27 protein-coding genes are annotated in these 19,624 nt (G+C 71.1%); 19 read left to right on the top strand and 8 right to left on the bottom strand.

What is annotated here, in order from left to right; translation table 11 throughout:
• Nucleotides 1–71 precede the first annotated feature (71 nt).
• Both ACTOQ1_RS11480 and ACTOQ1_RS11475 read left to right on the top strand, forming a co-directional pair.
• A complete protein-coding gene (locus ACTOQ1_RS11480) occupies nucleotides 72–554 on the top strand; it encodes a cation:proton antiporter regulatory subunit (protein WP_440066327.1) in 483 nt (160 codons plus the stop codon).
• A gap of 8 nt (nucleotides 555–562) precedes the next feature.
• On the top strand, nucleotides 563–1,720 hold the full coding sequence (locus ACTOQ1_RS11475) for a cation:proton antiporter (RefSeq protein ID WP_440066325.1): 1,158 nt from the start codon (nucleotides 563–565) through the stop codon (nucleotides 1,718–1,720).
• Between the two features lie 60 nt (nucleotides 1,721–1,780).
• Here the strand turns inward: ACTOQ1_RS11475 and ACTOQ1_RS11470 are convergent, their stop codons facing one another.
• A complete protein-coding gene (locus ACTOQ1_RS11470; protein ID WP_362843135.1) occupies nucleotides 1,781–2,152 on the bottom strand; it encodes a VOC family protein in 372 nt (123 codons plus the stop codon).
• 89 nt (nucleotides 2,153–2,241) lie between these two features.
• A complete protein-coding gene (locus tag ACTOQ1_RS11465; protein WP_440066322.1) occupies nucleotides 2,242–2,613 on the bottom strand; it encodes a VOC family protein in 372 nt (123 codons plus the stop codon).
• Nucleotides 2,614–3,171: 558 nt separating this feature from the next.
• On the opposite strand from ACTOQ1_RS11465, the gene ACTOQ1_RS11460 reads away from it, so the two are divergent.
• Nucleotides 3,172–4,071 carry a hypothetical protein gene (locus tag ACTOQ1_RS11460; RefSeq protein ID WP_440066320.1) on the top strand — a complete coding sequence of 300 codons (900 nt, stop codon included), beginning with the start codon at nucleotides 3,172–3,174 and terminating at the stop codon, nucleotides 4,069–4,071.
• Here ACTOQ1_RS11460 and ACTOQ1_RS11455 read toward each other — a convergent pair whose 3' ends face one another.
• Nucleotides 4,072–4,503, bottom strand: a complete 432-nt coding sequence (locus ACTOQ1_RS11455) for a MarR family winged helix-turn-helix transcriptional regulator (protein WP_440066318.1) — start codon at nucleotides 4,501–4,503, stop codon at nucleotides 4,072–4,074.
• Nucleotides 4,504–4,582: 79 nt separating this feature from the next.
• On the opposite strand from ACTOQ1_RS11455, the gene ACTOQ1_RS11450 reads away from it, so the two are divergent.
• Complete coding sequence (locus ACTOQ1_RS11450; RefSeq protein WP_440066316.1) at nucleotides 4,583–4,993, top strand: organic hydroperoxide resistance protein; 411 nt, start codon at nucleotides 4,583–4,585, stop codon at nucleotides 4,991–4,993.
• 21 nt (nucleotides 4,994–5,014) lie between these two features.
• On the opposite strand, the gene ACTOQ1_RS11445 is transcribed toward ACTOQ1_RS11450, so the two are convergent.
• Nucleotides 5,015–5,377 (bottom strand): DUF2203 domain-containing protein, encoded by a 363-nt coding sequence (locus ACTOQ1_RS11445; protein WP_440066315.1) that lies wholly within the window; start codon nucleotides 5,375–5,377, stop codon nucleotides 5,015–5,017.
• A 173-nt stretch (nucleotides 5,378–5,550) separates the two neighbouring features.
• Between ACTOQ1_RS11445 and ACTOQ1_RS11440 the strand changes: the two genes are divergently transcribed.
• Nucleotides 5,551–5,778, top strand: a complete 228-nt coding sequence (locus ACTOQ1_RS11440; protein WP_440066314.1) for an RNA polymerase subunit sigma-70 — start codon at nucleotides 5,551–5,553, stop codon at nucleotides 5,776–5,778.
• 2 nt (nucleotides 5,779–5,780) lie between these two features.
• A complete protein-coding gene (locus ACTOQ1_RS11435; RefSeq protein ID WP_440066312.1) occupies nucleotides 5,781–6,383 on the top strand; it encodes a hypothetical protein in 603 nt (200 codons plus the stop codon).
• A 59-nt stretch (nucleotides 6,384–6,442) separates the two neighbouring features.
• Here the strand turns inward: ACTOQ1_RS11435 and ACTOQ1_RS11430 are convergent, their stop codons facing one another.
• Both ACTOQ1_RS11430 and ACTOQ1_RS11425 read right to left on the bottom strand, forming a co-directional pair.
• Nucleotides 6,443–7,285, bottom strand: coding sequence for an amidohydrolase family protein (locus ACTOQ1_RS11430; RefSeq protein ID WP_440066310.1), 843 nt, complete (start codon nucleotides 7,283–7,285; stop codon nucleotides 6,443–6,445).
• 256 nt (nucleotides 7,286–7,541) lie between these two features.
• A complete protein-coding gene (locus ACTOQ1_RS11425; protein ID WP_440066308.1) occupies nucleotides 7,542–8,900 on the bottom strand; it encodes a cation:dicarboxylate symporter family transporter in 1,359 nt (452 codons plus the stop codon).
• 87 nt (nucleotides 8,901–8,987) lie between these two features.
• Between ACTOQ1_RS11425 and ACTOQ1_RS11420 the strand changes: the two genes are divergently transcribed.
• From ACTOQ1_RS11420 to ACTOQ1_RS11410, 3 genes are all read left to right on the top strand, one after another.
• Nucleotides 8,988–10,673: a sensor histidine kinase gene (locus ACTOQ1_RS11420; protein ID WP_440066306.1), complete on the top strand. Its 1,686-nt coding sequence runs from the start codon at nucleotides 8,988–8,990 to the stop codon at nucleotides 10,671–10,673.
• The gene (locus ACTOQ1_RS11415) at nucleotides 10,670–11,341 is read left to right on the top strand and encodes a response regulator (protein WP_440066304.1); all 672 of its coding nucleotides are present in this window, start codon (nucleotides 10,670–10,672) and stop codon (nucleotides 11,339–11,341) included. Before ACTOQ1_RS11420 ends, ACTOQ1_RS11415 begins: the two co-directional genes overlap by 4 nt.
• Before the next feature lie 81 nt (nucleotides 11,342–11,422).
• Nucleotides 11,423–11,767: an STAS domain-containing protein gene (locus ACTOQ1_RS11410; protein WP_440066303.1), complete on the top strand. Its 345-nt coding sequence runs from the start codon at nucleotides 11,423–11,425 to the stop codon at nucleotides 11,765–11,767.
• Here ACTOQ1_RS11410 and ACTOQ1_RS11405 read toward each other — a convergent pair whose 3' ends face one another.
• Together ACTOQ1_RS11405 and ACTOQ1_RS11400 are read right to left on the bottom strand one after the other, a co-directional pair.
• Complete coding sequence (locus ACTOQ1_RS11405) at nucleotides 11,768–11,995, bottom strand: HGxxPAAW family protein (protein ID WP_440066301.1); 228 nt, start codon at nucleotides 11,993–11,995, stop codon at nucleotides 11,768–11,770.
• A gap of 37 nt (nucleotides 11,996–12,032) precedes the next feature.
• Nucleotides 12,033–12,470, bottom strand: coding sequence for a MarR family winged helix-turn-helix transcriptional regulator (locus ACTOQ1_RS11400; protein WP_440066551.1), 438 nt, complete (start codon nucleotides 12,468–12,470; stop codon nucleotides 12,033–12,035).
• Nucleotides 12,471–12,558: 88 nt separating this feature from the next.
• Between ACTOQ1_RS11400 and ACTOQ1_RS11395 the strand changes: the two genes are divergently transcribed.
• The 10 genes from ACTOQ1_RS11395 to ACTOQ1_RS11350 all read left to right on the top strand — a co-directional run bounded on the left by ACTOQ1_RS11395 (nucleotide 12,559) and on the right by ACTOQ1_RS11350 (nucleotide 19,484).
• Nucleotides 12,559–12,741 carry a hypothetical protein gene (locus ACTOQ1_RS11395; protein ID WP_440066299.1) on the top strand — a complete coding sequence of 61 codons (183 nt, stop codon included), beginning with the start codon at nucleotides 12,559–12,561 and terminating at the stop codon, nucleotides 12,739–12,741.
• Between the two features lie 208 nt (nucleotides 12,742–12,949).
• Entirely contained in the window at nucleotides 12,950–13,153 is a 204-nt protein-coding gene (locus tag ACTOQ1_RS11390) for a DUF5302 domain-containing protein (protein WP_329079480.1), read from the top strand.
• Nucleotides 13,154–13,300: 147 nt separating this feature from the next.
• On the top strand, nucleotides 13,301–13,744 hold the full coding sequence (locus tag ACTOQ1_RS11385) for a type II toxin-antitoxin system PemK/MazF family toxin (RefSeq protein ID WP_440066297.1): 444 nt from the start codon (nucleotides 13,301–13,303) through the stop codon (nucleotides 13,742–13,744).
• A 239-nt stretch (nucleotides 13,745–13,983) separates the two neighbouring features.
• Nucleotides 13,984–14,526: an RNA 2'-phosphotransferase gene (locus ACTOQ1_RS11380; RefSeq protein WP_440066295.1), complete on the top strand. Its 543-nt coding sequence runs from the start codon at nucleotides 13,984–13,986 to the stop codon at nucleotides 14,524–14,526.
• 228 nt (nucleotides 14,527–14,754) lie between these two features.
• Nucleotides 14,755–15,516, top strand: coding sequence for a DeoR/GlpR family DNA-binding transcription regulator (locus ACTOQ1_RS11375; protein ID WP_440066293.1), 762 nt, complete (start codon nucleotides 14,755–14,757; stop codon nucleotides 15,514–15,516).
• Between the two features lie 49 nt (nucleotides 15,517–15,565).
• Nucleotides 15,566–16,507 carry a 1-phosphofructokinase gene (pfkB, locus tag ACTOQ1_RS11370; protein WP_440066291.1) on the top strand — a complete coding sequence of 314 codons (942 nt, stop codon included), beginning with the start codon at nucleotides 15,566–15,568 and terminating at the stop codon, nucleotides 16,505–16,507.
• 64 nt (nucleotides 16,508–16,571) lie between these two features.
• Nucleotides 16,572–17,693: a mannitol-specific PTS transporter subunit IIC gene (gene mtlA / locus ACTOQ1_RS11365; protein ID WP_440066289.1), complete on the top strand. Its 1,122-nt coding sequence runs from the start codon at nucleotides 16,572–16,574 to the stop codon at nucleotides 17,691–17,693.
• 3 nt (nucleotides 17,694–17,696) lie between these two features.
• On the top strand, nucleotides 17,697–18,005 hold the full coding sequence (locus ACTOQ1_RS11360; protein WP_344744158.1) for a PTS lactose transporter subunit IIB: 309 nt from the start codon (nucleotides 17,697–17,699) through the stop codon (nucleotides 18,003–18,005).
• Nucleotides 17,998–18,456 carry a PTS sugar transporter subunit IIA gene (locus tag ACTOQ1_RS11355; RefSeq protein WP_440066287.1) on the top strand — a complete coding sequence of 153 codons (459 nt, stop codon included), beginning with the start codon at nucleotides 17,998–18,000 and terminating at the stop codon, nucleotides 18,454–18,456. Before ACTOQ1_RS11360 ends, ACTOQ1_RS11355 begins: the two co-directional genes overlap by 8 nt.
• On the top strand, nucleotides 18,453–19,484 hold the full coding sequence (locus tag ACTOQ1_RS11350) for a zinc-dependent dehydrogenase (RefSeq protein WP_440066285.1): 1,032 nt from the start codon (nucleotides 18,453–18,455) through the stop codon (nucleotides 19,482–19,484). Before ACTOQ1_RS11355 ends, ACTOQ1_RS11350 begins: the two co-directional genes overlap by 4 nt.
• The last annotated feature ends 140 nt before the right edge of the window (nucleotides 19,485–19,624 follow it).

Below are 19,624 nucleotides of genomic sequence, written 5' to 3'. Positions count from 1 at the left end.
GCGCCGAAGGACCCTGGTTGGTAGGTTTTCCGCAAAACACAGGTGAACGCGCACGCGGAGGAGCTGGCACGGTGGAGGTCGAGCAGACGGCACTGCCCGGTATAGGACTGCGGCACGAGTTCACGACGCGGTCGGGCAGGCGCATCGGGATCGTCTCTCACCGCACCGGCCGCCGCGACCTGGTGATATACGACCCCGACGATCCCGATCGCGCGTGCGAGACCATCAAGATGAACGACGAGGAGGCCGACGCGCTCGCCGAGCTGCTCGGCGCCCCGCGCATCGTGCAGCGCCTCAACGACCTGCACCGCGAGGTCGAGGGCCTGGTCAGCCTGCAGCTGCCGATCCTGCCCGGCTCCCCGTACGCCGGCCGGCCGATGGGTGACGCGCGCGTCCGCACCCGCACCGGCGCCTCCATCGTGGCCGTGGTGCGCGAGGGCCAGGTGTTCGCCAGCCCCGCCCCCGACTTCGGGCTGGCCGAGAGCGACGTGGTGGTCGTGGTGGGCAGCCCCGAGAGCACATCCGCCGTCTCCGACATCCTTTCCGGCGGGTAGGGCACCGGGTGCACACTGCGATTCTTTTCCTTGAGCTCGGTGCTGTCCTTCTCGGGCTCGGCATACTGGGAGCGCTCGCCCTGAAGGTGGGCATCTCGCCCATCCCCCTCTACCTCATCGCCGGCCTGGCCTTCGGCACCGGCGGCATCCTGCCCCTCGCCACCAGCGAGGAGTTCATCTCGGTCGGCGCCGAGCTCGGCGTCATCCTGCTGTTGCTCACCCTCGGCCTGGAGTACAACGCCGACGAGCTCGTGACGAGCCTCAAGAGCAACGCGCGCGCGGGCGTCGTCGACCTGGTGCTCAACGCCGCGCCCGGCGCGATCGCCGCGCTGCTGCTGGGCTGGGGTCCGGTGGCCGCCATCGCCATGGCCGGCGTCACGTACGCGACCTCCTCGGGCATCACCGCGAAGGTCCTGTCCGACCTGGGGTGGATCGGTAACCGCGAGACGCCGGTGGTGCTGTCGCTGCTGGTCTTCGAGGACCTCACGATGGCGATCTACCTGCCGGTCCTCACCGCGGTGCTGGCCGGGCTGAGCTTCGCCGGCGGCGCGGTCACCGTGGCGATCGCGCTGGCCGCGGTCAGCGTCGTGCTGCTGGTCGCGCTCCGCTACGGCAAGGCCATCGAGGCGTTCGTCTCCAGCCCCAACTCCGAGGTGCTGCTGCTGAAGGTCATCGGGCTCGCGCTGCTGGTCGCCGGGGTGGCCCAGCAGCTGCAGGTCTCGGCCGCGGTCGGCGCCTTCCTGGTGGGCATCGCGCTCTCGGGCGAGCTGGCCGAGGACGCCCAGGCGCTGCTCACCCCGATCCGCGACCTGTTCGCCGCGGTGTTCTTCGTCTTCTTCGGCCTGCAGACCGACCCGACCAAGATCCTGCCGGTCGCCGGGCTGGCCGCGCTGCTCGCCCTGATCAGCATGATCACGAAGCTGCTCACCGGCGCCTACGCCGCCCGCCGGGCGGGCATCGCCAAGGCCGGGCAGGCGCGGGCCGGTATCGCGCTCATCCCCCGGGGCGAGTTCAACATCGTGATCGCCGGACTCGCGGTGGCCGCCGGGGTCCATCCCGACCTGGGCCCGCTGGCCGCCGCGTACGTCCTCATCCTCGCCGCGTTCGGCCCGCTGGCCGCGCGGCTCGTCCAGCCCTTCATCACCGCCATCGCCAAGCGCGCCTGAGATCCCGCCCGGCCCGCCGGGACGGCGGGCCGGGCGGGATCCCCACGGCCGCTCGGCGGGTCATCCGTCCTGGAGTACGGACAGGATGTTGCCCGCGGGGTCCTTGAACCACGCGATGGGGGGACCCTCCTCCCGCATGACGCCCCTGTCGTCCTGCGGGAAGCCGTCGTACCGCTCGAAGACCACCCCGCGCCCGACCAGCCCGTCGACGGCGGCGTCGATGTCGTCCACCGGGAAGTTGAGGATGGTGTACGAGGCCGGGACGTGGCCGTGCTTGGGGTAGACCAGCACCTTCCCGCCCCCGGCGAGGTGCAGGGTCAGCATGCCGTTCTCCTCCGACACCTCCAGTCCCAGGGTCTCGGTGTAGAACTTCCTCGCCGTCTCGACGTCGTCCACCGCGAACCCGCTGAACGCCTTGGTCTGCCGGAACATGCGCTTCTCCTTTTCCCGTCGTTCCCCGGACAGGTCCTCTTCCCCGTCGTTCCCCTGACGGGTCGTCCTCTCGCCGTTCCCCGGACGGGTCATCGCCGCGCGGCGGCGAGATACTCCGGGCTGAGCTCGATGATCTGGATGTAGTTGCCGTCCGGATCGACCAGGGTGCCGAACAGCCCGGCGTCCCGCCGCTCGACCTCGACCAGCCAGGTCACCCCCAGGCCGTCGAGATGCGCGGCCGTGGCACGGGCGTCCTCCACGTGGAAATTGAAGATCACCCGTCCTGGTTCGGCGGTCGCGGTGGCGACGTCGGCGCGGCCTTCGAAGAGCACCCGGACACCGCCGAAGTCGATGAAGCCGTCTCCGAAGTGCTCGGGTTCCAGCGCGGCGAGGTACCAGGCGTGCAGCCTGGCCGGGTCGGCGCTGCCGAACAGGATGCTGCCGAGGGCAGAGGTTTTCACGGTACTGTCCCTTCCCGCACCCCGCGGGGCACGGTTCTCCCGGTTCTCCTCCTGTGCCGGGTCGCCGTCCGCCGGCGGTCGTCTCCCGCCGGCGGCTCGTCGTCCCGTGACGGATTCTCTCCGGCTGACGGATCGCGGACGCCCCGTCGCGGGGCGCCTCACCGGGGACGTCGGAGCCCGCGACGCGTTCTCGACATCCCCCGGCCGGATTCCCGCAAAAAAATCTCCGGCACCCGGCGGTGACCGCCGGGTGCCGGAGAGGGTGTGGGTGACGCGGGCACCAGGGGGGGACCTGTCGATGTCGCCGAGGTCCTCGGGCCTCAGCTCGGGAACCTCCCTGCGGCCGAAGTGGGCGGCCTCGGTGTGGCGCCCGGAGATCCGGGCGCGCCATCCGGCCCGCCCGGAACTGACGTAGTCGAGGGTGGCGACGGAGCTCGCGACGTGGAAGGGCTCGAGGAGCCCCCGGGAGGGACGTCCTCCTGACGTCGGCGCCAAGATCTGATAGGCATTCGTCCCGTGATGCGTTTCCTGACAGTTCTCGCGACGGTTCTCCCCTTGATGGCCGCCACGGCCGCGGTTCCGGCTGCGGCCTCCGGCAAGCCGCGCGTCCCGGCGGGGGTGACCGCCGGGTACGTGGTCTTCGACCGGCAGGCTGCGAAGGTGACCGAGTACCGCAACGCGCATCGAAGGTTCCGGTCGGCGTCGGTGGTGAAGATCCTCATCGCGATCGACCATCTGGAGTCGCGCAAGAGCGTTCCCCAGCGGGACCTGGCGCTGCTCAAGGTCATGCTGCGGGTCAGCGACGACGACGCTGCGACGTCCTTCTGGACCCGGGGCGGCCAGGGGAGGATCATCCAGCGGATGGCGCGCAAGCTGCGGCTCACCGACACCGTTCCCCCACCGGCCGACAAGCCGGGCTTCTGGGGTTACACCTCGCTCAGCGCGATGGACGTCGTCAAGACCTACCGCTACCTGCTCGACCGGGCCGATCCCGAGGTCCGCGACCTGATCCTGGGCCATCTGCGCAGGTCGGGGCAGTGCGGCTCCGACGGTTTCGACCAGTACTTCGGCATCCCCCGCGCGGTGCGCGGGCCGTGGGCGGTCAAGCAGGGCTGGTCGGGGTACGGTTCCACGCCCCCGGCCCGCTGCCGTCCCGCGACCTCCACCGCGTCGACGACCCGCCCCACGACCTCCGCCGCGTCCGCGCCCGTATCCACGTCCGCGGCCCGGCTCGCGTCCGGCGGCGACGTCCCGCTCACCGCGCGGGTCGCGCCCGCCCAGGCCGGGCCGGTGCCGGACCTGGGGCGCCCGGTCCTGCACACCACCGGGCTCGTCGGGCCCAAGGAGCGCTGGATCGTGGTCCTGCTGACCGCCCACCCGGCGGGGACCACCTGGCAGCGCTCCACCGCCCAGACGACGAAGCTGGCCCGGGAGGTCCACCTCAGCGGAACCTCCTGATCACCGCCCCGACTCGTCGAGGGAGGCGATGACGCGGCGCAGGGTGTGCTTCAGGTCGAGGACCTCGGCGGGGGCGAGACCGGCCGCCCCGAAGATCTGGGCGGGGACGTCGCACGCCCGCTCCTCCAGCTGGGACCCCTTGGACGTGAGCCGCACCAGCACGGAACGCTCGTCGTCGGCGCTGCGCTCGCGGCGCACCAGGCTCGCCGCCTCCAGCCGCTTCAGCAGCGGCGACAGGGTGCCCGAGTCGAGCCGCAGCCTGACGCCGAGTTCCTTGACCGTCACCGGCTCGCGCTCCCAGAGCACCATCATGACCAGGTACTGCGGGTAGGTCAGGCCGAGGTCGGCCAGCACCCTGCGGTAGGCGGCGTCCAGCGCGCGAGACGCCGCGTGCACGTCGAAGCAGACCAGGTTGTCGACGGAGATCTTCACATCACAATTGTACCGAGCTTGACTGTTAACAACTAAATTGCACACAATTGAGTTGCCCAAAACCGAGAAGGGGATCCCGATGAGTACGCTTTACACCGCCATCGCCACCGCCAACGGCAGGGAAGGACGGGCGGTCTCGTCCGACAAGCGCCTCGACGTGGCCCTCGCGCCGCCGAAGGAGATGGGCGGCTCCGGCGAGGGCACCAATCCCGAGCAGCTGTTCGCGGCCGGGTACGCCGCCTGCTTCGCCAGCGCGCTCCAGCTGGTCGGCCGCAAGCGGAAGGCCGATGTCTCCGAGGCCTCGGTGACCGCCGAGGTGGGTCTCGTCCAGGCGGGCAAGGGCCTGGTGCTCTCCGTGACGCTGCGCGTCGAGCTCCCCGACGAGTTGCACGGGGAGGCCGGCACCGCCCTCGTGGAGGCCGCCCACCAGGTCTGCCCCTATTCCAACGCCACCCGGGGCAACGTCCCGGTCAACCTCGTGATCGAGTAGTCGGGCTCCCGGGGATCGCGGTCAGGGAAGGGGCCTGCGGCCGGCGAAACCGAGCTCGTCCCGATGGTACCACACCAGCTCGCGGTCCCCTTCGAGCCAGCACAGCCGCACCCGCACCCCGTCGAGCACCGAGGGGAAGTCGACCAGCAGGGGCGCGACACCCTTGACCTCGATGCCCCGCTCCTCGAACCAGCCGAGGATCTCCTCCAGCCTGGCCTCGTAGGCCTTCGCCTCCGCCAGCCCGCCGGCCGCGGAGGTGCCCGTGCTGCGGAGCTCGTACGCGAGCTCGGCCAGCTCACCCCGCATCGCCACGAACGCGGCGGCCCGCTCCAGCAGCACGGGCATGAGCGCCCGCGCCTCCTCGACGGTGAAGATCCTGTCCACCCCTGCACGCTAGCGCGTCCCCGCCCGGAACGCTGCGAAGCACCGGGAGCGCCGGGAGGCATCGGGGGCACCGGCGGGGCGCCCGGCGAGGTACCCGGCGGGACACTCGGCGGGACGCAGAAGTTTTGTCAGCGAATGCTGACAAAATGGGATTGTCAGCTTATGCTGACAACATGGGATCGCTGAGCGAGTTCGCCGAGGCCGTCGACGGCGAGGATCCGGTGGTGGCGCTGGCGGCCGTGGCGGCACTGCGCAGGCTTCTGGAGGAGCTTGAGGCCGCGCACGTCATCGAGGCCAGAAGCCGGGGTTCGTCCTGGGAGGTCATCGCCGCGGCGCTCGGAGTCAGGCGGCAGACGGCACACCGCAAGCACGCACACCGAATCACCGAGGGCGGGAGCTGACGATGTTCGCGAGATTCACCCCCGAGGCCCGGCGGACCACGGTCCGCGCCGGACTGCTGTCGCTCGACCACGGCCGCACCACGCTCGGCGAGGACATGCTCCTGCTCGCCCTGGCCGAGTCGTGGCCGGTGACGGGTTTCTCGGCCACCCCGCAGGCCGTCGCACCGGGGGTGGCCGGCGTGGAGGCCGTCACCCCCGAGGCGGTCGGCGCGGAGATCCGGAACCGCGAGGCCGCGAGGGGCCGGGCGGGCGACCGCGAGCTGCTGGCCGCCATCGGCGTCGACCTGGACGAGATCAGGCGGCGCCTCCCGGCCCGGCGGACGGACCCCCTGGCGTGGCGGCTGACGCGCTCACGGCTGCGCCCGCTGAACGTGACGCTCAGCGGGCCGGCCGGTGACCTGCTCCTCACCGCCGGGGCGAGGAAGGTCGTCGAGGTCGCCCTGCACACCTCCGGCACCGGCACCGGCTCCGAGGTGACCGACGAGGATCTGCTGAAAGGCCTGCTGGCCGACTCCTCGAACGCCTCGGTCTCCATCCTGCGCGGCCTCGGTGTCGACCTCCGCGGCCTCGCGGCGAGCATCGGCTTCCTGCGCGAACCGGCCTGAGGGCGAAGCGAACCCGTCCGAGGACGAAGCGAACCGGCCTGGGGACAGAACGGGTGAGGTCAGATCTCCATGCCGTAGAAGCGCGCGGCCGTGCCGCCGAGGACGGCCTCCCTGCCGGCCCCGTCGAGACCCGACAGCAGCACTCCGGTCTCCTCCCAGACCTTGGCGTAGTCGCCCGCGAGGACGGCCACCGGCCAGTCGCTGCCGAACATCAGCCGCTCGGGGCCGAACGCCTCGAGCGCGTGGTCGACGTAGGGGCGGAGGTCCTCGGCCGTCCAGGTCTCGGGGTCGGCGGCGGTGTTGAGACCGGACACCTTGCCGTACACGTTGGGATGCTCGGCGGCGCGGGAGATGAGCGACGCCCACGGCTCCCAGCCCTTCTCCCTGATCGGCGGCTTGGCCAGGTGGTCGATGACCAGCCGCAGCCCGGGGACGCGCTCGGCGAGGAACGGCACGTGCTCCAGATGCCTGGGCAGCACCGCCACCACGTCGAACGGGAGCCCCGCCGCGGCGAGCAGGCCCAGGCTCTCGACCACCGTGTCCTGGACGACCCAGTCGGGGTCGGGGTCGTCGTGGATGAGATGCCTGACCCCGGCGAACCTCGGATGCCTGCCGTAGCGCTCCAGCGCCGCGGCCGCCTCGTCGGGCCGGTTCAGCGGGACCCATCCCACCACGGCGGCGACGAAGTCGTGGGCGTCCGCCTGCGCCAGCATCGCGTCGGTGTCGGCGTAGGTGTCGGCGGCCTGGACCAGCACGGTCCGTTCCACGCCGACGGCGGCGAGCTGCGGGAGGAGTTCCTCGGGGGTGAAGGTGCGGTAGAGCGGTCCCGCCTCCGGTGTCAGCCAGGAGTATGAGCCCGTCTCCAGGTTCCAGAAGTGCTGGTGGGCATCGATGACGGCCATCCACCGCTCCCCTTCGATTTCTCGATAGATCGTCTGAACCTGCACAAACTAGGGCGAGGCGGCAGGGGTGTCAACGCCGCCGGCCTGCGGGAACCGGGCGGTGAGCCGGCGGCCGTACGGGGCGGTGCGCCCGCCCTCACACGTACGGGCCGGTGGCGGACGCTCCCCCTGAGAGGAGTTGTCCGCCACCGGCCCGTACGCCCGCCGGAGGGCCGCCGTCGCCACGCCGGCCCCCGGTCGACACCGGCTACACCGGCTACACCGGCGACAGGGCCGGGTCGTCCGACCGCAAGGCGGGCGGCGGGGGCGAGGTGTCGTCGCCGTGCTCGTCGTCGAGGAGGGTCGTCTCGTCGAACGGCGCCCTGCCCGCCAGCACCTCGGTCGCGCGCTCCCGGTCGAACTCGCCCGTCCAGGTGCCGATCAGGACGGTGGCGACCGCGTTGCCGGCGAAGTTGGTCAGCGCCCGCGCCTCGGACATGAAGCGGTCGATGCCGACGATGAGGCCGACGCCGTCGACCAGGTCGGGGCGGTGGGACTGCAGGCCGCCCGCGAGGGTGGCCAGGCCCGCGCCGGTGACCCCGGCGGCGCCCTTCGACGCGATCATCATGAACACCAGCAGGGATACCTGCTCGCCGAAGGCGAGCGGGGCGCCGGTGGCGCTCGCGACGAACAGCGTGGCCATGGTGAGGTAGATGGCCGTGCCGTCGAGGTTGAAGGAGTACCCGGTCGGCACGGTGATGCCGACGACGGGCTTGCTCACGCCGAGGTGCTCCATCTTGGCGATCAGGCGGGGCAGGGCCGACTCCGACGACGAGGTCGACAGGATCAGCAGGAACTCCCTGCCCAGGTAGCGCAGCAGCGAGAACAGGCCGACCCGCGCCACCAGGAAGAGCATCGGGCCGAGGATGACGAACACGAAGAGCACGCAGGTCAAGTAGAAGGCGAGCATGATGACGCCGAGGCTCCTGAGCGCGTCCATGCCGGTGGCTCCGACGACCGCGGCTATCGCGCCGAAGGCGCCGATCGGGGCGGCCCACATGATCATGGCGAGGATCCGGAAGACGAGCCGCTGGATGTGCGTGATGCCGTTCAGGATGGGCTTGGCGCGCTCGCCCATCGCCTGCAGGGCGAAGCCGGTGAGCAGCGCGACCAGGAGGGTCTGCAGCACCTGGCCCTCGGTGAACGCCGACACCAGCGTGGTCGGGATGACCCCGAGCAGGAACGACACCGTGTCGGTCTCGCCGCCCTTGGCCGCCTCGGCCTCGGCGGCCTTGCGGAGCTCGTCGGTGAGCTGCAGGCCCTGGCCGGGGTCGACCAGGTTGCCCACGAGCAGGCCGATGCCCAGCGCGACGGTCGACATGGCGATGAAGTAGCCGAGCGCGAGGCCGCCGACCCGGCCGACCTTGGCGGCCTTGGTGACCGACCCGACACCGAGGACGATGGTGCAGAAGATGATCGGGCTGATCATCATCTTGATCAGGGCGACGAAGGCGGTGCCGAGCGGCTTCAGGGCCACGCCGACGTCGGGGGCCGCGAACCCGATCGCGATACCGGCGACCACGGCGACGATGACGGCGATGTACAGGTAATGTGTTTTATCTCGGGCCGCGCTCATGCGTGCTCCACCGCGCTAGAGGAAAAATCCGGTCGAGCGACTATCTCCGGCTCTGTGATCTAAGTCACCATTGCGTACATTTCGTTCGTGAACTTGCGGAAACTTCCCAGACGCATGCGCGACTGGAGCCTGGCCAGGCAGATGCTGGCCCTCCAGATCGTCGTCGTGGGCGTCACCGTGACCGGTGGCGCTCTGCTGGCGTTCCTGCAGATGCGTGACCTGCTCGTCGAGGAGGCCGTCGGCACCGCCAGGGCGGTGACCGTCAGCGTGGCCGACTCCCCCTCCGTCCTCGCCTCCCTGGGCGACTCCGCGGCCCTGCAGCCGTACGCGGAACGGGTGAGGCGGGAGACCGGGGTCGACTTCATCACGATCATGAGCCTCGACGGCGTGCGCTACACGCATCCCAACCCCGCCGAGATCGGCCGCCGCTTCCTCGGCAACACCGCGCCCGCCCTGGCGGGGCAGGTCTTCACCGAGACCTACACCGGCACGCTCGGCCCCTCGGTCCGCGCCGTCGCCCCGGTCCGCGACGCCCGTGGCGAGGTGCGGGCCCTGGTCAGCGGGGGCATCACCATCAGCAAGATCAGCGTCAGGCTACGCGGGCAGATCACCGGCGCCGTGCTGATCGGCCTGCTCGGCCTGTCCGTCGGCGGGGCGGGCACCTACCTGGTCGGGGCCCGGCTGCGCCGCCAGACCCACGGGATGGGCCCCGCCGAGCTGAGCCGGATGTACGAGTACCACGACGCGATCCTGCACGCCGTACGGGAGGGCCTGCTGCTCGTCGACGACGCGGGCACGGTGACGCTCTGCAACGACGGCGCCAGGGAGCTCCTGGGCCTGACGGGCGAGGTGAACGGCAGGCACGTCACCCGGCTGGGCCTTCCCCCCTCGCTGGGCGAGCGGCTCTCGGTGGGCGAGAACCGTACCGACGAGATCCACATGACCGGGGAGCGGGCGCTGGTGGTGAACGCGGCGGTGGTCCGCTCCGGCAACCGCTCGCTCGGCACCGTGGTCACTCTTCGCGACCACACGGAGCTGCAGTCCCTGACCGGGCAGCTCAACGCCGAGCGCGGCTTCGCCGACTCCCTGCGGGCCGCCGCGCACGAGTCGGCCAACCGGCTGCACACGGTCATCACCCTCGTCGAGCTGGGCCGCGCCGAGCAGGCGGTGGCGTTCGCGACCGAGGAGATCAAGGCCGCGCAGCAGCTCACCGACCAGGTGGTGGGCGCCGTACGCGAACCCGTGCTCGCCGCGCTGCTGCTGGGCAAGAGCGCCGAGGCCGGGGAGCGGGGGGTGGAGCTGTCGATCACCCCGGACAGCGAGCTCGACGACCTCGGTCTGGACACCCGCGACCTGGTGACGATCGTCGGCAACCTGATAGACAACGCGGCGGACGCGGCCATGGCGGGCACCCGGCCCGCGCGGGTGGAGGTGCGGCTGCGCGCCGACGAGACGACCTTCGTGATCAGCGTGGCGGACAGCGGCCAGGGCCTCGACCCGGCGACGGCGGGCGAGGCCTTCCGGCGGGGATGGACCACCAAGGGCGACGGCCGCGGCCTCGGCCTGGCCATGGTCGGCCAGGCGGTCCGCCGCATGGGCGGGACGATCGAGGTCGGCGGGACGGGCGAGCCGGGCGAGCCGGACACGGCCGTGTCGAGCCCGGCCGCGGAGGCCGCCCGCGCGGGCGGGGGAGGTGCCGGGCGACCGGCGGAGAACGGGGCGGGCGCGGTGTTCACCGTACGGCTGCCGCTGCGGGGGAAGGGCACGTCATGATCTCGGTACTGGTCGTCGAGGACGAGGAGATCACCGCCGAGGCGAACCGGGTCTTCGTGGAGCGGGTGCCCGGCTTCCGGGTGGCGGGAGTGGTCAGGTCGGGCGGCGACGCGCTGCGCTTCCTGCGGCGGCACCCCGTCGACCTGATCCTGCTCGACCTCTACCTGCCGGACATGCACGGGCTGGAGGTGTGCCGGGCGCTGCGGGCGGCGGGCGTGATGTCGGACGTCATCGCGGTCACCTCGGCGCGGGACCTGTCGGTGGTCAGGTCGGCCGTCTCCGTCGGCGTGGCCCAGTACCTGCTCAAACCGTTCACCTTCGCCTCGCTGAACGAGAAGCTCACCCGCTACGCCGAGTTCCGGTCGTCGGTGGAGGGCGTGGGAGAGGCGAGCGGTCAGGGCGAGGTGGACCGCGCGCTGGCGGCGCTGCGGGGCCCGGCGCAGAACCTCCTGCCGAAGGGGATGACGCAGGCCACCCTCGACGCCGTACTGGCGGAGCTGCGCAAGTCCCCCGGCGGCCTGTCGGCCCAGACCGCCGGGGCGGCGATCGGCGTCTCCCGGGTGACCGCCCGCCGTTACCTGGAGCATTTGACGGAGAGCGGGATCACACACCGGGTGCCCCAGTACGGTGGCCTCGGACGACCCGAGCTGCTCTACCGGGTCATTTGAGGCCCCGCCGGGGCACGGCGGCCCCGGAACTGGTAGGAAAAAGGCAGCCCGCCCTGCCACCCGCGGGCAAAGGAGTGCAGCATGGCCTTTTTCACGGTCTCATCGAGCCTGCTCGGGACGGCGTTCGTCGTCCGGGCGCTCGGAGAACTCGACTACCGCCACTCTCCCGCCCTGCGCGCGGAGATGGACAAGGCATGGGCCGCCGAGCCGCCCTCCCTGGTCGTGGCCGACGTCGCGGGTCTCACCTTCTGTGACTCCACCGGGGTCGCCGAGCTGATCCTGGCGCTCCGGCGGAGCCGCACCCTGGGCGTCCGGCTCGCCCTCGTCGGCGTGCACGGCACCCTGGAGCGGATCCTCACCATCACCGGCCTGCGCTCCTCCTTCGAGGTCTTCGCCTCTGTGGAGGAGGCGCTGCAGAAGGCCTGATCAGCTGTTTCCCTGGTCCATCGGCACGCGGGGCGCGTCGATGATGACGTCCGAGAAGATGTCGACCATCAGGGCGATCACGCCGCCGACCGCGATGATCCCGGCCCCGACCCAGAAGAACGTCCAGTTGGGGCCGAGGCACAGGGCGACGCCCCCCACGGTGAACCCCAGCAGGATGACGATCACCGCGAGCCAGGACTTGGGGCTTCCCCCGTGACTTCCAGCCATGAGTCTTTCCTCTCCCTGTTCTCTGATTCTCCGCGAATCAGTGATGCGCGCCGTCCGCCGCGGCGATCACCCGTGTCAGTGACCGGTGGAGCTCCTGGAGCTCCTCCAGGTTCATACCCAGACGCTCGACGATCGCCGGCGGAACCTTCTCCGCCTCGTCCCGCAGCCTGTGGCCCTCCGGTGTGAGCGAGACGGCCAGGACACGCTGGTCCTGGCTGTCACGCCGCCTCCGGATGTAGCCGACGGCCTCGAGACGCTTCAGCAGCGGGGACAGCGTACCGGGGTCGAGTCTCAGTAGCTTGCTCAGCTCCTTGACCGACCGCGGTGCCCGCTCCCAGAGGGCGAGCATGACCAGATACTGGGGGTGGGTGAGGCCCATCGGCTCCAGCAGGGGCCGGTAGAGCCCGATGACGTTGCGCGAGGCGATCGCCAGGGCGAAACACACCTGGCGGTCCAGGCTCAGGGGATCGACCATGTCACTCACGCACGCCTCCAAACGACATAGTACGATAATTAGTGTACAAACCATTATCGCCCCAACTGTCGGCGAGCAAAGGATCCCCATGTTTCACAGCAAGCCGATCGAGGAGCGGATCGCCGAACGCCAGGCCGAGCGTTCCACCCTCAAGGAGGGCCGGCACTTCGAGCACGGCCCGGCGAAGTTCGTCTTCATCTTCGTGATCGTCTTCGTGGTCGTCGGCCACCTGGCCGGCCTGCTGCTGATGATGGCCCTGGGCATGCACTGACGCGACCGGACAGCGGTCCGGCGAAGCGCGCGGCGCGCGGCCTTCCCGCACCGCTCCTGCCTCCCTTCTTCCAGGCCTTCCTCTCGGATTCCACCGGGGCTTCCTCTCAGAGCCGAAGCGGGGGGCCTGCACGCCGGAAGGGTCCGGATGAGAGGATGATGATCCTGTTGGTCGGGGTTGGACCGCCCGATAGATCAGGAGGTCTGTAATGTCTGACGTCACGCCGGAACCCGAAGGTTCCGAAAGTTCCGACGACGAGCTGAAGCGCAAGTTCCGCGAGGCACTGGAGCGCAAGAAGCTCGCCCAGGCGGACGCGGGCGCCGGGGGCAAGGGGAAGAACTCCTCGAAGATCCACGGTGCTCACGGCCCGGCGGCGGCCAAGCGCTCCTTCCGCCGCAAGAGCGGCGGCTGAGCCGTCTTTCGAACCAGGTTCGGACCAGGGCACCCGCCCACCCGGATCTCGGCCGCCCTGCTGGCCCCCGGCCAGCGGGCGGCGCGCTCCCTCCATCGGCGCCCGGCGCCCCTTGGAAGCGTCCGGAGTCTGCAATAGGCTGTGCACGTGCGTGATCTTGGTGAGGACCCCCGGCCGGCTCGAGGCGCGGTCAGCGAGGTCCACCGCGTCGACCGGACCGCGACCCTGCACTACTCCCCCGACCTCGACGGGCTCGCCGACCCCGGCGAGATCGTCTGGGCCTGGGTCCCCTACGAGGAGGATCCGGACCGGGGCAAGGACAGGCCACTGCTGGTCGTCGGCCGCCACGGGCGCAAGCTGCTCGCGCTGATGCTGTCCAGCCGGGCCGGCGGCGGCGACCCTGGCGACTGGCTGGAGATCGGCCCCGGCCAGTGGGACCGGGAGAACCGGGTCTCGTACCTGCGCCTGGACCGGGTCTTCGCCCTGGCCGAGGGCGACATCCGCCGCGAGGGCTCCGTCCTCGACGGCGCGCGCTTCGCCCGCGTGGCCGCCGTCCTCAAGCGCACCCACGGCTGGGCCGCCGACGGCTGAGCCCGCTCCGCGCCTGCCCCGGGCGGCGCCCGGCGGAAGGTACGGACACCGCACAGGCATCCTGACACGCGAAGCACGGGCACACGAAGGCGTCCGGACACGCGAGGCACGGGCACACAAAGGTATCCGGACACGCGAGGCACGGGCACACGAAGGCGTCCGGACATGCGCTCAGGCAGGGAGGCGCCGGGCGCGAATCCGGTGGAAAACGGCGGGGTGAGCCAGCATCCTGGTGTCCCATGGACGACAGACGGCTCGTTCGAGTCTCCAAGTATCTTTCCAAACACCTCAGGCACCAGCCCGAACGCATCGGGCTGGTCCTCGGCCCGCAGGGCTGGACGGACATCGACGCCCTGCTGGCGGCCGCCGCGCGGCACGGCTTCACGATCACCCGTGACGAGCTCGCGCAGGTGGTCGCGGGCAACGACAAGCGGCGCTTCGCCATCGAGGGCGACCGGATCCGCGCCAACCAGGGCCACACGATCGACGTCGACCTGGGCCTCCTCCCGGTCGAGCCGCCCGAGTTCCTGTTCCACGGAACGGTGGGCTCGTACGTGGCCGCCATCCGGGAGGAGGGCCTGCGGCCGATGAGCCGGCACGCCGTGCACCTGTCCCCCGACCGCGAGACCGCGACCCGGGTGGGCGCGCGGCGGGGCAGGCCTGTCGTGCTGGTCGTCCGCTCGGGGGAGATGCACCGGGCGGGTCACGAGTTCCGGGTCAGCGCCAACGGCGTATGGCTGGCCGCCCACGTGCCGCCCGCCCACATCTCGTTCCCCGGCTGAGGGGCTCGGGTCCCCGCCCCACCTCGCGCCGGAGGCCGCAGGATTTCCAACGCATTCCAAAATCTGGGTCAATCGCAGGCCACTCCCACCCCGCACCACACCCCCGGGCAGCACCTGGGGTTTTTTCATGTTCATGCTGGTTTGGAGGGAAGTCAACCCATTGACGTTCCAACACATACGGGTGTAAATAAAGCTGAAACAACACTGAAACGGTGGTGAATCAACAGCATGTACGCCGAGGAGCGGCAACAGGAGATCCTGCGCCGGGCGCGGACCGTGGGCCGGGTGGACGTGGTGACGCTGGCGGAGGAGTTCGCCGTCACCACGGAGACCATTCGCCGCGATCTGACCGTGCTGGAGCGCTCCGGGATGCTGCGGCGCGTGCACGGCGGTGCGATTCCGGTCGAGCGGCTGGGGTTCGAACCCGAGCTGGCCGCCCGCGACGAGGTGATGATCGGAGAGAAGGAGCGCATCGCCAAGGCGGCGCTCGCCGAGCTCCCCGAGGACGGCGCGATCATCATCGACGCCGGGTCGACGACCGGCAGGCTGGTGCAGGCTCTGCCGGTCGACCGGGAGCTGACCGTGATCGTGAACTCCCCGCCGCTGGCGACGGCGATGGCCACCCGCCCCAACCTGACGGTGATCATGCTGGGCGGGCGGGTACGCGGGCGGACCCTGGCCACCGTCGACGACTGGGCGCTGCGCCCCCTCTCCGACCTGCACGTGGACGTGGCGTTCATGGCGACCAACGGGTGCTCGGTGGCCAAGGGGCTGACGACGCCCGACCCGGCCGAGGCCGCCATCAAGCGGGCGATGATCGGCGCGGCGCAGCGGTGCGTGCTGCTCGCCGACCACACCAAGTTCGCCAACACCTACCTGGCGCGCTTCGCCTCGATCCAGGAGATCGACGCGGTGATCAGTGACACGGGGCTCGACACCGGGGTCGCGGCCGAGCTGGCCGCCGCCGGGCCGGAGGTGGTCCGGGCGTGACCGTCCCCCTGTCTCCCGGCCCCGGCCGTACGATCGAGGTGGTCCCGGCGTGATCGTCACCCTGACCCTCAACCCCAGCCTGGACCGGACGATCGAGGTGGCGTCGCTGACCCGCGGGGCCGTCATCCGCGCCGCCGCCGCCCACCTCGATCCCGGCGGCAAGGGTGTCAACGTCTCCCGGGCGCTGCTGGCCAACCGGATCCGCTCGTGCGCGGTCGTCCCCTTCGGCGGCGACGAGGGACGGCAGCTGGTGAGCCTGCTCGCGGCCGAGGGCATCGAGATGATCACCGTCCCGGTCGCCGGGACCACCCGGTCCAACGTCGCCCTGGCCGAACCCGACGGCACGGTCACCAAGATCAACGAGCCGGGGACGGCCCTGTCGCCGGCCGAGCTCGACACCATCGCCGAGGCCGTGCTCGGCGCGGCCAGCTCCGCGGACTGGGTGGTCGCCTCGGGCAGCCTCCCGCCAGAAGTGCCCGCCGACGTCTACGCCCGCCTGTGCGAGCGGTTCGGCGCGGCGGGCATCAACGTCGCGATCGACACCAGCGGCCCCGCCCTCGTCTCGGCGCTCGCCGAGGCCCCCGCCCTGGTCAAGCCCAACCGGGAGGAGCTGGGCGAGGCCACAGGGATCGCCATCTCGACCCTGGGCGACGCCATCAAGGCCGCGGAGAGCCTGCGGGTCCGAGGCGCGGGCGCCGTCCTGGCCAGCCTGGGCGCCGACGGCGCGATCCTCCTGCAGGACGACCAGATCTGGCACGGCCAGTGCCCGGTGGCCGAGCCGCGCAGCACCGTCGGCGCCGGTGACGCCATGCTCGCGGGGTTCCTCGCCGGCGGGGCGCGCGGCGAGAGCGCGCTGGTCGAGGCGCTGGCCTGGGCGACCGCCGCGGTCGGGCTACCGGGAAGCCGGATGCCCTCCCCGCACCACATCCGGCGCGACGACGTCCGCGTCACCGGAGCCGATCCCGCCCTGCCGCTGCGGTCCGGGGGCTGACAGTGGCGCGGATCCACCCCCCTGGCCGGCCCAGCCGCCGGCCGCCCCGGAAGGAGCAGCACACATGAGCGAGTACACCCCGACTGTCACAGGAACCGGGGCGAGAGCGAGCATCCAGCGTTTCGGCGGGTACCTCGCCGGGATGATCATGCCGAACATCGGCGCGTTCATCGCCTGGGGCCTGATCACCGCTCTGTTCATCCCCACCGGCTGGCTGCCCAACGAGAAGTTCGCCGTCCTGGTCGACCCGATCGTGAAGGTGCTGCTGCCGATCCTGATCGGTTACACCGGCGGGCGGATGGTCCACGGCCAGCGCGGAGCCGTGGTCGGCGCCGTCGCCACCATGGGCGTCGTCGCCGGCGCGGAGAGCCCGATGTTCCTCGGCGCGATGATCATAGGGCCGCTGACCGCGTACATCCTGAAGCTGTTCGACGGGCTCGTCGCCGACCGGGTCAAGGCCGGCTTCGAGATGCTGGTGGACAACTTCAGCGCCGGCATCATCGGCGGCGCCATGGCCCTGGTGGGGGTCCTGGCCATCAGCCCCGTCGTCACCAATGTCACCCGTGTCGCGAGCGACGCGGTCGCCTGGCTGATCGGCAACAACCTGCTGCCGCTGGCCTCGGTCGTGATCGAACCCGCCAAGGTGCTCTTCCTCAACAACGCCATCAACCACGGCGTGATGGGCCCGCTGGGCGTGGCACAGGCGGCCGAGACGGGCAAGTCGATCCTGTTCATGCTGGAGTCGAATCCCGGACCCGGGCTCGGCCTGCTTCTGGCCTTCATGTTCTTCGGCCCCCGCGCGCTGCGCCCCAGCACCCCCGCCGCGATCATCATCCAGTTCTTCGGCGGCATCCACGAGATCTACTTCCCGTACGTGCTCATGAAGCCCCGGCTGATCCTCGCGGTCATCGCCGGTGGCGCCACGGGCGTCCTGGTCTTCATCATGACCGGGGCCGGGCTGGTGGCCACGCCGTCGCCCGGCAGCATCTTCGCCTTCCTCGCGGTGACTCCCAGGGGCGGGTGGTTCGGCACCATCGCCGGCGTCCTCGCCGCGACCCTCGTCTCCTTCGCCGTCGCCTCGGCCCTCCTCGGCTTCGGCAGGGGTAAGGACGAGACGGAGGAGAACCCCGGGGAACCCCCGGCCCAGACCGAGACCGAGACCGCACCCGTCGCCAAGGAGGCCTGACCGATGGCCAGCATCGAGAGCAAGGACATCCACAAGATCGTCGTGGCCTGCGACGCGGGCATGGGCAGCAGCGTCATGCTCGCCACCCAGCTCCGCAAGCAGCTGAAGGACCAGAACGTCCAGGTGGAGCACACCCCGGTCAACTCGATCCCCGCCGACGCCGACGTGGTGGTCTGCCACGCCGGCCTGGCGAACCGGGCCAGGGCCGGGGCCCCGGACAAGGTGCTGATCCCGTTCCAGGTCTTCATCGGGGACCCGGCGGTGACCAGGCTGGTCAGCACGATCAAGAGTGGTGGCACCGTCAATGCCTGAGACGGCGCCGCTGCCGCTGGACCCGCGCGCCATCCGGCTGGCGGCCTCGGCCTCCGACCGCGACGACGCGATCCGGCAGTGCGGGGAGGCCCTGCTCGCCGTCGGCGCGGTGGAGAGCGCCTACATCGACACCATGCTCGAACGGGAGCGCTCGATCTCCACCTACGTCGGCGAGGGGGTCGCCATCCCGCACGGCACCCTGGCCGCCAAGGACGCCGTCCGGCACGACGCCATCAGCGTCGTGCGCTTTCCCGGCGGCGTCGACTGGGACGGCGACCGGGTGACGGTGTGCATCGGCATCGCCGCCAAGGGCGACGGCCACGTACGGCTGCTCGCCGAACTCGCCCAGATCCTGATGGATCCCGACCAGGCTCGGGCCCTTCGCGAGGCGACGGAGGTCGCCGAGGTGGTCCGGCTGCTGCAACCGAACGAAGAGGACGAAGCACAGTGAAGGTCGCCCGTTTCTACGCCCCTGGCGACATCCGCGTCGAGGAGGCGCCGGAACCCGTCACCGGACCAGGCGAGATCAAGATACGCGTGCGCAACTGCTCGACCTGCGGCACCGACGCGAAGATCCTCAAGCACGGTCACCACCACATCAAGCCGCCGAGGGTCATGGGGCACGAGATCGCCGGTGAGGTGGTCGAGGCCGTCGACGCGGGCGAGTGGGCCCCGGGTGACCGGGTGCAGGTGATCGCCGCGATCCCCTGCGGGAAGTGCGCGGAGTGCCGCCGGGGCCGGATGACCGTCTGCCCGAACCAGGAGTCGATGGGCTACCACTACGACGGCGGTTTCGCCGAGTACATGATCATCCCGGCGAAGGTCCTCGCGGTCGACGGCGTCAACCGCGTCCCGGACGGGGTCGGTTTCGCCGAGGCGTCGGTGGCCGAGCCGCTGGCCTGCGTGCTCAACGGCCAGGAGCTGGCCCGCGTGGGTGAGGGCGACGATGTGGTGATCATGGGCTCTGGCCCGATCGGCTGCCTGCACGTGCGGCTGGCGCGGGCGCGGGGCGCGGCGCGGGTCTTCCTCGTCGACATCAACGCCGGGCGGCTGGAGATGGCCGCGGGGCTGGTCCACCCGGACGCGGTCGTCCACGGCGAGGACGTCGTCGAGCAGGTGCTCAAGCTCACCGACGGCAGGGGGGCCGACGTCGTCATCACCGCCGCCGCCTCCGGCGCCGCCCAGGAGCAGGCGCTGCGGATGGCGGCCCGCCAGGGACGGATCAGCTTCTTCGGCGGCCTGCCCAAGGACAACCCGATCATCCAGTGCGACTCCAACCTGGTCCACTACCGGGAGCTGACCATCGTCGGCGCCAACGGGTCCAGCCCGGCGCACAACGCCCGGGCCCTGCGGCTGATCGCCGACGGCTCGGTGCCGGTCGCCGACCTCATCACGCACCGGCTGCCGCTCGCGGGGGTCCTGGAGGGGATCGACATCGTCAGCAGGGGCGAGGCCATCAAGGTGACCATCGAACCCTGACCGGCTCCGGTCTCCCACGCCCCTTCCGCCGAGCCCGGCGGAAGGGGCCGCCCCCGCACACAGGCCCGGACAGGCCCGCCGAACTCGCGCGGGCCCCCTCAAGCTCGCACCACTCGCAGAACGCGCAGAAGGAGAACCGG

The organism is Streptosporangium sp. OZ121, assembly GCF_051918885.1.
Lineage (GTDB): Bacteria > Actinomycetota > Actinomycetes > Streptosporangiales > Streptosporangiaceae > Streptosporangium.
This window is presented reverse-complemented; position numbering and strand designations above follow the sequence as displayed.

Coding starts and splice junctions, on each gene's coding strand:
- ACTOQ1_RS11470 (WP_362843135.1), bottom strand. CDS start 2,152: ATGTTCCGGCAGACCAAGGCGTTCAGCGGGTTCGCGGTGGACGACGTC.
- ACTOQ1_RS11460 (WP_440066320.1), top strand. CDS start 3,172: ATGGCCGCCACGGCCGCGGTTCCGGCTGCGGCCTCCGGCAAGCCGCGC.
- ACTOQ1_RS11450 (WP_440066316.1), top strand. CDS start 4,583: ATGAGTACGCTTTACACCGCCATCGCCACCGCCAACGGCAGGGAAGGA.
- ACTOQ1_RS11440 (WP_440066314.1), top strand. CDS start 5,551: ATGGGATCGCTGAGCGAGTTCGCCGAGGCCGTCGACGGCGAGGATCCG.
- ACTOQ1_RS11435 (WP_440066312.1), top strand. CDS start 5,781: ATGTTCGCGAGATTCACCCCCGAGGCCCGGCGGACCACGGTCCGCGCC.
- ACTOQ1_RS11430 (WP_440066310.1), bottom strand. CDS start 7,285: ATGGCCGTCATCGATGCCCACCAGCACTTCTGGAACCTGGAGACGGGC.
- ACTOQ1_RS11425 (WP_440066308.1), bottom strand. CDS start 8,900: ATGAGCGCGGCCCGAGATAAAACACATTACCTGTACATCGCCGTCATC.
- ACTOQ1_RS11415 (WP_440066304.1), top strand. CDS start 10,670: ATGATCTCGGTACTGGTCGTCGAGGACGAGGAGATCACCGCCGAGGCG.
- ACTOQ1_RS11410 (WP_440066303.1), top strand. CDS start 11,423: ATGGCCTTTTTCACGGTCTCATCGAGCCTGCTCGGGACGGCGTTCGTC.
- ACTOQ1_RS11405 (WP_440066301.1), bottom strand. CDS start 11,995: ATGGCTGGAAGTCACGGGGGAAGCCCCAAGTCCTGGCTCGCGGTGATC.
- ACTOQ1_RS11400 (WP_440066551.1), bottom strand. CDS start 12,470: ATGGTCGATCCCCTGAGCCTGGACCGCCAGGTGTGTTTCGCCCTGGCG.
- ACTOQ1_RS11395 (WP_440066299.1), top strand. CDS start 12,559: ATGTTTCACAGCAAGCCGATCGAGGAGCGGATCGCCGAACGCCAGGCC.
- ACTOQ1_RS11390 (WP_329079480.1), top strand. CDS start 12,950: ATGTCTGACGTCACGCCGGAACCCGAAGGTTCCGAAAGTTCCGACGAC.
- ACTOQ1_RS11380 (WP_440066295.1), top strand. CDS start 13,984: ATGGACGACAGACGGCTCGTTCGAGTCTCCAAGTATCTTTCCAAACAC.
- ACTOQ1_RS11375 (WP_440066293.1), top strand. CDS start 14,755: ATGTACGCCGAGGAGCGGCAACAGGAGATCCTGCGCCGGGCGCGGACC.
- mtlA (WP_440066289.1), top strand. CDS start 16,572: ATGAGCGAGTACACCCCGACTGTCACAGGAACCGGGGCGAGAGCGAGC.
- ACTOQ1_RS11360 (WP_344744158.1), top strand. CDS start 17,697: ATGGCCAGCATCGAGAGCAAGGACATCCACAAGATCGTCGTGGCCTGC.
- ACTOQ1_RS11355 (WP_440066287.1), top strand. CDS start 17,998: ATGCCTGAGACGGCGCCGCTGCCGCTGGACCCGCGCGCCATCCGGCTG.